Here is a 9,308-nt window from a genome sequence, read left to right on the forward strand (position 1 = left end):
TGCGTGGTGGACACGTCGAGCATGAACGGTGGCACGCCAAGCGACAGCACTGACGGCGAGGCGCCCATGGACTCGGGACCACCTTCGCCAAGCCAAGCGGTATCGACTTGCCCCCTCCCTCGCGCCGGAGTGGCCTCCATGACCTGCTTCGAATCTTCCGGAGGTCGCGACCCGAATCGGCTGTCCTCCGGATCCCCTCGCACGCCAGAGCTGTCAACTACCAGCGCAGCGGCAAAGGCCCTGCCCGCCGGCATGCCGCGGCAGTTGACGGTGCGTGACAAGGTGGAAGCGAATCGCTCGATCGTGCGATGGCTGGCCTCCACCCCGGCCGCACCTGCCGTCGCCCGTTGGCAGACACACGCGACGCTGTCGGGATGGCGGCTGCTCTCGCTTCTGGACGACGCGCAGCTCGTGATCAGCGAGCTTGTCGCCAATGCGGTCACCGCCTCCACGAACACCAACACGCCGGACCCGCTCTCCCATTGGATCGCCGTTCGGCTCACCGACACTGACCGCCGACTTGTGATCGAGGTCTTCGACACCGCGCCCGCCATGCCCGCCCGCTCCATGCCCGACCCGCTGGCCGAGTCCGGACACGGACTCCACCTCGTCGACGCGCTGGCCACCTGGGGCTCCTATCCGACTGCGACAGGGCCAGGCAAGATTGTCTGGGCCGCGTTGGACCATGACAGGCCCGAGGCCGGCCGCGGTGACGAGTCGCGGTCTCTGCCTCGCCGGGCGCCGACGGCTCTCGCGGTCGGTGACGCTCCGGCTGTCCATGACCTGGTCCTGCTACGACGGATCCGCGACGGCCTTCTCACCGGGGTAAGCCCGCGCACGGGCTGTGCCCTGTCGGAGCGCCGCAGCGCGTCCGCTCCCGTCCGGACGAAATCGCGACCGTGATCGTCGCACCGCGGGCCTCCGCATCGCGCTACCTGAGCCTGGCCGCCGGTCTTTGGCGTTGATCACCGGCAACCGTTCCCAAAACCGTCAGGTCGAGGCCGGCACATCCCTGCCACCGCCGCAGTTTGATCTTCCCGTGAGGAGAGGGCACCTTTCGCGCGCCCAAACACAGTCCCGCCACTCACCACCCTTCCCGGTGAGTCAAAACCGAGCCCTTGACCGCCTTCATCGTCGCCCCTTGTAATCACGTAAAGGACTAGCAGGACCATGACCACGAGCGATTCACCGTCCCAAGCATCGGGCACGGAGCTGTACATGAACCGGCCGCATTCGGCCCGTATGTATGACTACTACCTGGACGGTAAGAACAGCTATCCCGCCGATCAGGAGGCCGCCGAGGCGGTCCTGCGTGACTTTCCCCAGGCGCGGACAGTGGCCAGGTGCAATCGGGCGTTCCTGGGCCGTGCGGTCAGGTATCTCGCCACCATGGGGAGGATCCGCCAGTTCCTGGATATCGGCACCGGGATCCCGACCTCGCCGAACCTGCACGAGATCGCACAGTCGATCGCTCCCGACGCCCGGATCGTCTACGTCGACAACGATCCGCTCGTTCTGGTGCACGCCCGCGCTTTGCTGACCAGCCGGCCAGAAGGCGCCACCGCTTACCTGGACGCCGACCTACGCGACCCGGAGAAGATCCTCGGCTCCGCCGAGGTACGTGACACCTTCGATCTGTCCCTCCCGGTCGCCTTGTCCCTGAACGCGATCCTGCATTTCATCCCCGACGCCGACGACCCCTACGGCATCGTTCAGACGCTGCTCGACGCGCTGCCCGACGGCAGCCACCTGGTCCTCACGCACGCCACCGCCGACTTCGCCCCCGAGCAGGCCGACAAGGCCGCGGCCGTCTACCAGGCCCGTGGCATCTCCGTCCGAGCACGCAGCCTGGCCGAAGTCGAACGCTTCTTCACCGGCCTCGACCTGGCCCCGCCCGGGCTCACCGTCGCGCACCGCTGGCAACCCGACAATGACGCACCAGACAGCGAGCTGACCGACGCCGACGTGTCCTGCTACGCAGCCGTAGCACGCCGCCACCTCGACCGCTGATCCTGCGCGCTGATATGACCGCGCTCCCTGCTGGAGAGGACACGTGACCATTCATCACCCACCAGGTTCTCCAGGCCGTGACGCGCCTTGAACTGGCGGACGATCGGCAGGATCGTCGCGGTCTCGGCCTTGTTGCCCGCGTAGCAGCCGATCTCGAGCGGGAAGCCATACCGGTCGACGAGCAGGCCGACGACGATCTGCGGGTCGACGCGGCGTTCCTTCGAATAGCCGACCTTCCGCAGGTCGTCCTCGTTCTCCGCCTCGAAGTAGAGCGTGGTCACGTCGTAGAGACACAACGAGACATCACCGCTGGCCTGGGCGTGGGTGAAACACAGCCCGGCGAGCCGGTCGCGGTGGCCATCGCGCTGCGCGCGCAGCAGCGTGCGGCGCATCGTCTTCTCGCTCGCCGGCGTGACGCCGAGATCGACCAGCACCCGGCCGGTGTCGAGGATCGACGTCGGCTCGACCAGCCGGGCGATCACCAGATCCCGGAACACCTCGTCGCCCAGCGCGTCGAACCCCAGTGACGCGAAAACCCCGGCCAGTGTCTCGTAGAGCACCCGCGACGCGGTCCCAACCACCCGCGGGCCGGCGACCGCCGTCCGCTCCGACGCCCACACCGCTGGAGGGCTGCCKCGTGATCATGCCGAAGGCTTCGTTCCGGCCAGGGTTGTGGCGACGAGAGAGACAGGCGCGAAGCAGGTCGCTGGTTGGCGACGGTCCKGGTCTGGTTCGCCCACACAGGCTCGGACCGCCGGTGGAAGCATCGCGGCTGGCATCGCTCCGAAGGCCGGTGGGACGCCGTGATGCTGTTCGCCCGGGTGGTCAGGGGCAGGCCGAGGAAGCTGTAGTGCTGCGCTCTGTCGCTGGTAGTTGCTGGTATTGGCGAGTGGATAGCTATGGCGATCCGGGCCAGATGGTGACCGTGCCGTCTTGGGATGCGGTGGTGAGGGTTTGCCCGTCGGGGCTGGTGTCGATGGCGGTGAGGTCGTTCCGGTTGCCGCTGAAGGTGATGACGTTTCGGGGTGCGGCGGGGTTACTGAGGTCGATGATGTGGACGGTGTGGTCGGTGGCTGCGACGGCGAGCGTCCGATTGTCGGACGTGAACGCGGCGGCTCGGCCTGGTCCGAGGGTGCGGCTGATTTCGGTGACGCGCGTCGGGTCTTCGATGTTCCACAGATGTATTGAGCTGTCTCGTTCGGCGGTGGCGAGCTTTTTCCCGTCGGGGCTCAYGGCGATGCCGATGATTCCGCCGGAGACGGCCGGAATAGCGCCTATAAGCGCCGCCTGCGTGGTGTCTCGTAATTGGGCGGCAAGGGCGGTCGCGAGAATGGGAGTGGTGTTTCCGGGGGTGTAGGCGAGTCCGACGATCGGGCCGGCTTCTGTTTGGATTTCTCCGATGTGTTCCGGGTCGGCGCGGTCGGTGATGTCCCAGAAGTGAACGACACCGGCGGTATTGCCGCCTGCGAGGGTGCCATCGGCRCCGACCGCGAGGTGTCGAATCTCGTCGCTCGTGATGGTCGAGAGCGAGGCGGGATTCGATGGATCTGTGACGTCCCACAGGTGGATGGCCTCGGGGTCAGCGGTCGCGAGGGTCTGGCCGTCGGGGGAGAACGCTGCGGCGGTGGCGGGTGGGGTGTCGAGGTCGGCCAGGGTGCGAGGGTGGGTCGGGTCGGTGAGGTCGATTAGCCGGGGTTTGGCGGTGTCACTCGTGATGAGCAGGACCGCGCCGCCGGGGGCGTAGCGGACCGTCCGGGCCGCACCGGTGGTGTGCAGCGTGGCCAGCGGTGGGGACGTGGGGGTTGGCGTGGTGGGCGCCGCTGGTCGTGTCGTGGCCGCCGCCGGGCCGCCTGTATGTGCCGGGGGCGTGTGGTGGATCACGGTCAGGGTGATGGCAAGGGTCGCCGCCAAGACGGCGGCTGTGGCCGCCGCGAGGATGCGGGGTGCGCGTAGGCGAGGGCGCCGCGGTGGCTGCTGGGTTGGCGGGTCGAGGTTGCGCGCGGGGGTCTGCGTCGTCTGCTCTGACGTCGTTGGCACATCGGCATCGGTGTCGGTGCTGCGTCGGGTTCGGGGCGTGGCGCCAGCGGGAAGTGTGATCAGCTCCTGGTACAGCTCGGCGGCGGTCGGACGTTGGCCGGGGTCTTTGGCCATCGCGGTGTGGATGAGGGCCGCGAGCGGCGGGTCGATCCCCGCCGTGTCAGGCGCCTTTCGGATGATGGCCTGGATCAGGCGTGCGACGTTGTGTGGCCGGCCGAACGGGTAACGACCGGTCGCGGCGTAGATGACAAGGCCGCCCCACGCGAAGACGTCGAGGGCCGGTGTGGGCTCGCCGCCGGTGACCTGTTCGGGCGCCATAAATGGCAGGGTCCCGATAGGACCCGGATCGGTGATCAGAGTCAGTTCCGGGTCGATCGCCMGGGACACGCCGAAATCAATCACCCGCGCGCCGGTCGGTGAGAGGATCACGTTTCCTGGTTTCAGGTCACGGTGAATGAGTCCGACCCCGTGAATCGCTGTGAGGGCGGCGGCAACGTTGACCGCGAGCCCGAGAACCTCCAGCGCGGAAAGACGCCCGTCGGTGCGGACAGCGCTGGCGAGAGTCGGTCCGGGAATGTAGTCGGTCACCAGGTAGGGCGGCTCGGCGTCGAGGTCGGCATCGAGAATCGCGGCCGTGTAGAAACGCGGGACCCGGCGGGCGTAGTCGACTTCCCGCGCGAGCCGGACGCGGAACGCCGCGCCGCGCGGGGCGTGGTGAATGACCTTGACCGCGACCGGATGGCCGTCGGGGTTCCGCGCGAGGTAGACGGTTCCCATGCCCCCGGCACCGAGGCGGCGCACGACCGTATACGGGCCGACGCGCCCGGGGTTGCCGGGTGGCGTCACCTGGCTCGGCCCCCGCTACCCGCGTGCGCGGGGCGGCTGGTGACTGTTGGGCGTCGCCGTGGTGGGTCGGTAGCGGTCGGGCGGGGGCGGTGCCTGGCGGGGGTGGCTGTGCTCGGGCGTGCCGTGCGTGGTCAGGTCGCCGAGCCGGGCCCGCTGGTACAGCTCCAGCGCCAGCATCCGGGTAAGCCGGGGTTCGTGGTGGCGGCGGATGGTGTCGCCCGCGACCCGGTAGTACGTGCCGGCCTGCTCGCGCCGTTCGGTCCGGGTGAGCATCGGGCGGCGACTGGCGGGCCGGGCTGCCGGGTGCAGGTCGAGGAGGGCTTCGAGCGCGGGCGCGGCGGGCCGGCCGAGCGCGGCGACCGCCGCGACGATCAGCCGGTGCGTCCGGATCGCCCGGTCATGCGCGCTGCCTGCCCTGCTGCCGGCCGGGAAGACCAGGTCGGTCAGCGCGCGGCCGTCGGCGGAGGCCACGAGATCGGCCGGGTGYGACACCCCGTGCGCGAGCAGTCCGCGCACCAGCGCGTCGAGCTGGTCGACGAGATCARCCGGTCCAGCGGTGTCGGGGCGACGCATGGTTCCCTCCTCCGTGATCGGGCTGTGCSCGGATGGGCACCCTTCGGACACTGCTCGCCATCAAACAGATACGACAGCCGATTTTCTGGGGCTTGTGGCGCCGTTGTGCGCCGTCCGCCGGCTGGGCGTCGAGGCGGCACAGGACGCAGCTGGAAGCCCGATCCGCGCGGCCGGGCGCCGGATCGGCGCCGGGTTCATGCCGGATTCGTGCCGGGTTGGCGCCGCCGGGTTGGCGCCGCCTCGGCGCCGGGATCGCGCCAGGATCGCGCCGGAATTGGCCTTGGCGATTTGACAGTCTGAGAACGGCGCGGATAGCGGCGGCGGCGAAGACTCGGTAGTGCAAACGCGATCCCCGGGAATTGCCGGGTCAAAACTTTCTCCGCATCGGCGGGAGTCCTTATGCGCCGTTACTACTACCGCTCGCCGTGGTCGCCGATCATCTGCTGGTCGCTCGGTTTCGGCCTGCTCAAGGTCGCCGCATTCGGCCGCGACGGCGCCCGCCTCGGCCTGCACCCRTCCACCCTCGGCCCGCCCCCCGACGCGATCACCCTCGACCTCGACAGCCGCCAGACCAGCCCACCCGCCGACGCCGGCACGCCGTGGCTACGGGTCACGCCCCAGCAGGCCGCCGACCTGCTGGAGCTGACCCTCGTCCAAGATCTCCACCCCGACCCCGCCGGCATCCCAGGCGCCCCACCCGGCCCCGCACCCGAAGCGCCACCGCCCCGCTCAGACCCGGTCCCGCCGGTCGAGTCTGCCCGGCACGATCCGCCCCCGGCTCCGGCGCCAGGGACAGCGCGGGTGCGGTTCACCGTGTTCGGCAGGCCCGCGCTCACCCTCGACGGCCGGCCCCACAGCGCCGGGCTGTCCGCCCGCAGCCTCGAAATCGCCGCCTACCTCGCTCTGCACACCGACGGCGTGCCCGGCGACCAGCTCGCCGCAGACCTCCTGCCCGACCGCGACCCGACCCGCGCTCGCAACGCCGTCTACCAGGACATCGCGAAACTGCGCTCCACCCTGCGCGCCGCCACCGGCGAGCCGGGCACCCTCTACCTCGCCGGCGACAAGAAAACCGGCTACCGCCTCGACCCGACCCACGTCGCCGTCGACCTATGGGACTTCGACCGTGCCCTCGCCCACACCGGCCGCGTCCGCACCGACGCCGACCGGATCACCGCCCTCACCGCTGCCGCCACCCTCATCACCGCCCGGCCGTTCGGCGACGCCGCCTACGAATGGTCCGCCGCCCCCGCCGCCGACCTCGAACACCGCGCCCTGACCGTGCTCGTCGACCTCGCCGATCTCCACGCCGACGACCACCCCGACCACGCCCTCGTCCACCTCGACCGGGCCATCGCGCTCGCGCCCCAGGTCGAGGACCTCTATGTCCACGCCATGCGTATCCACGCCGCCCGCGGCCGGCCCGACGCTGTGCGGCGCACCTTCCAACGCCTCGTCGACGCCCTCGATCATCTCGACCTCGGCGTCGACCCCACCCCGGAGGCTCAACAGCTGCTTGCCCGGCTGCTGCGTCGCCCGCGCCCAGGCTGACGCGAGGGCGGGGTTGGCCGGCTTCTCGCCGGCAACAACGCCTCCTCTTCGGCGGACGCCAAGCGCCGACGCAGTACGCCCCGGCGCGCGCCGGTTGCCCGCCGGGGCATGTGGCAAATGGCCGCGCGATGGCTCGGTGACACACACCGAGGCGATCCCCCCGCCGACGTCGACCCGGGACCGACCGCATTTCCCGCCAGCGCGGTGCCGGTGGCAGACGCCCGCCACCGGCACCGTTGTCGCGGTTCCCGCGATCAGCGGCGCGACCCTGCCCGGGCCTGTTCCACCCTCGGCAGGCCTGTCGAGCACTAGGTGTCCGACGACGCACCGCACGCCGGGCTGGCCGCAGCGGTCGCGCTTGTACCTGCCCCGTCGCGCAAGCGGCGAACCGACCACCCGTTGCGCCGCGCCACGCGCCGTGCTTCGTAGGGCGAGCTAGGTCATTTCTTTTGGCCAACGCCGCCGTAGACGCTGACCTCAGCGTCGGTCAGACCCGCCGGGACGGCGCCGTCGGGCCGCCACCGGTGCGCGACCTGTATCCCGGGCTCGACCAGGTCGAGACCCTCGAAGAACCGGGCAATCTCGCCGCGGCCGCGGGCCTGCGCGGGGATTCCCCGACTGCGATAGGTCTCGATCAACTGGGTCCAGGTCTCGGGCGCGTAGTCGCCGGTGACATGGCTGATCACCACATGGCTGCCCGACGGCAGCGCGTCGAGCAGCCGCTGCACGATGCCGTACGGGTCGTCGGCGTCCGGGAAGAAGTGCAGGATCGCGACGAGCGACACCGCGACCGGCCGGGTCAGGTCGATGGTGTCGCGCAGCTCGGCCGACGTGAGGATCGCCTCGACGTCACGCAGGTCCGCGGCCAGATAGGCAGTGCGCCCAGCCGGCGTGCCGGTCAGCAGCGCACGGGCATGGATGAGCACGATCGGATCGTTGTCCGCGTACACGACCCGGGCGTCCGGGGCGACCTGCTGGGCGACCTCGTGCAGGTTGGGGCTGGTGGGAATGCTGGTGCCGATGTCGAGGAACTGGCGGATGCCGACCTCGTCGACGAGGTAGCGGATCGCCCGGTGCATGAACGCCCGGTTCTGCTGAGCGGTCGTCCGCCCGTGCGGGAACTCGGCCAGCGCCTGCGCCGCAGCCTCCCGGTCGGCCGGGAAGTTGTCCTTACCGCCCAGGTAGTAGTCATACATCCGGGCCGAGTGCGGCCGATCGGTCTGCAGATCCACCMGCACGGCATCCTCGGTGGAGCTCGTCCAGTCCCAGCCGGCGTCGCTGGTTTGTGAGTCGTCCGTCTCCGTCACGACGCCCCCTCCGCGTGGCCGACGATCGGTGCAATTCACCCTATCCGTCGGAGACGCACCGTCTTCAAGGCGGTGCGCTGCGCATCCGGCCACGGCCACAACGCCCGCCGGGCAACGGCCGACGGTCGGATGCGGAGACCGCCGTCGGAACGGGGGCGCGCCGACCCGTTTTCCCGGATTCGCTGTGGCAGGCCGTGCGCCCTCCCAGCGTGGACGCTGGGAGGGCGCGGTCGTGCTATCGGTGCCGTCCTGATCACGCCGCTACGGCGTGGGGATCAGGCGGTGTCGGCGGGGTTCCCGACGTCGCCCATGGGGTCGAGGGCGTTCCACCGGCGGAGTGTGTCGATCAGCTGGTCGGGGGTGCGGTCGTAGAGGGTGGCGAGGGTGCGTAGGTCGTCGTGGCGGATGGAGAGGACGCGGCCGGCGTAGTCGCCGCGTTCCCGTTGGATCTCGGCGACCCAGCGACGCAGCGGCCCGGCGTCCTCGCCGGGCACGCGGGCCAGCGCGGGCAAGTTGAGCACGAGGCGGGCGGTGCGCGGTGGCAGCGGGCCGGGCCGTCCGCCGGGCAGCAGGTCGCGGACGGTGACGCCGTAGAACGCGGCGAGCCCGGCGAGAGCCTGGACGCTGATCATGCGGTCGCCGCGTTCGTAGGAGCCGACCGCCGGGACCTTCCACCGGCCGTGGGATAGGGCCTCTACCTTCTGGAGGGAGTAGCCCTGCTGGGTGCGGATGGTGCGTAGTCGGATGCCTACCTCGCGGGCGAACGCGTGGTTCTCGCTGGTCGTGGACATGGTTCCTCCGTGCGGATGGGTGAGCGGGGACGGGGATGAGCGCCCGGGAACGGCGGTCGCAGCGCCCTTCCCGGGCTGACCGGGGATTTCGGGCTAGACGAGTAAGTCCGAAGTCTGGGTGACCGGTGGTCGGGCATGGAGAGAGGGTTTCCAAGATCGAGTTGTGACGCAAGACCTGGAAACCCTCCTGACC

General features: G+C 70.2%; 7 protein-coding genes and 1 pseudogene. 3 read left to right on the forward strand and 5 right to left on the reverse strand.

Going from position 1 to position 9,308, the window contains the following annotated elements:
- On the forward strand, window positions 1-903 hold a 903-nt coding region (locus tag BCD49_RS04635; protein ID WP_083401250.1), incomplete at its 5' end, for an ATP-binding protein.
- 315 nt (window positions 904-1,218) lie between these two features.
- Window positions 1,219-2,010, forward strand: coding sequence for an SAM-dependent methyltransferase (locus BCD49_RS04640; RefSeq protein ID WP_007507600.1), 792 nt, complete (start codon window positions 1,219-1,221; stop codon window positions 2,008-2,010).
- A 56-nt stretch (window positions 2,011-2,066) separates the two neighbouring features.
- On the opposite strand, the pseudogene BCD49_RS04645 reads toward BCD49_RS04640, so the two are convergent.
- The 3 genes and pseudogenes from BCD49_RS04645 to BCD49_RS04655 form a co-directional block, all read right to left on the reverse strand.
- Window positions 2,067-2,594, reverse strand: a pseudogene (locus tag BCD49_RS04645) (IS1634 family transposase); the annotation flags it as partial.
- A gap of 313 nt (window positions 2,595-2,907) precedes the next feature.
- Window positions 2,908-4,893: a WD40 repeat domain-containing serine/threonine protein kinase gene (locus BCD49_RS04650; protein WP_335341673.1), complete on the reverse strand. Its 1,986-nt coding sequence runs from the start codon at window positions 4,891-4,893 to the stop codon at window positions 2,908-2,910.
- A gap of 15 nt (window positions 4,894-4,908) precedes the next feature.
- Window positions 4,909-5,466 (reverse strand): hypothetical protein, encoded by a 558-nt coding sequence (locus BCD49_RS04655; RefSeq protein ID WP_071041181.1) that lies wholly within the window; start codon window positions 5,464-5,466, stop codon window positions 4,909-4,911.
- A gap of 399 nt (window positions 5,467-5,865) precedes the next feature.
- Between BCD49_RS04655 and BCD49_RS04660 the strand changes: the two genes are divergently transcribed.
- Entirely contained in the window at window positions 5,866-7,017 is a 1,152-nt protein-coding gene (locus BCD49_RS04660; protein WP_007507593.1) for an AfsR/SARP family transcriptional regulator, read from the forward strand.
- Window positions 7,018-7,457: 440 nt separating this feature from the next.
- Here BCD49_RS04660 and BCD49_RS04665 read toward each other — a convergent pair whose 3' ends face one another.
- The gene (locus tag BCD49_RS04665) at window positions 7,458-8,324 is read right to left on the reverse strand and encodes an SAM-dependent methyltransferase (protein WP_071041183.1); all 867 of its coding nucleotides are present in this window, start codon (window positions 8,322-8,324) and stop codon (window positions 7,458-7,460) included.
- A gap of 275 nt (window positions 8,325-8,599) precedes the next feature.
- Window positions 8,600-9,115 carry a transcriptional regulator gene (locus BCD49_RS04670; protein ID WP_007507589.1) on the reverse strand — a complete coding sequence of 172 codons (516 nt, stop codon included), beginning with the start codon at window positions 9,113-9,115 and terminating at the stop codon, window positions 8,600-8,602.
- Between the last annotated feature and the right edge of the window lie 193 nt (window positions 9,116-9,308).

This window comes from Pseudofrankia sp. EUN1h, from assembly GCF_001854645.1.
GTDB lineage: Bacteria > Actinomycetota > Actinomycetes > Frankiales > Frankiaceae > Pseudofrankia > Pseudofrankia saprophytica.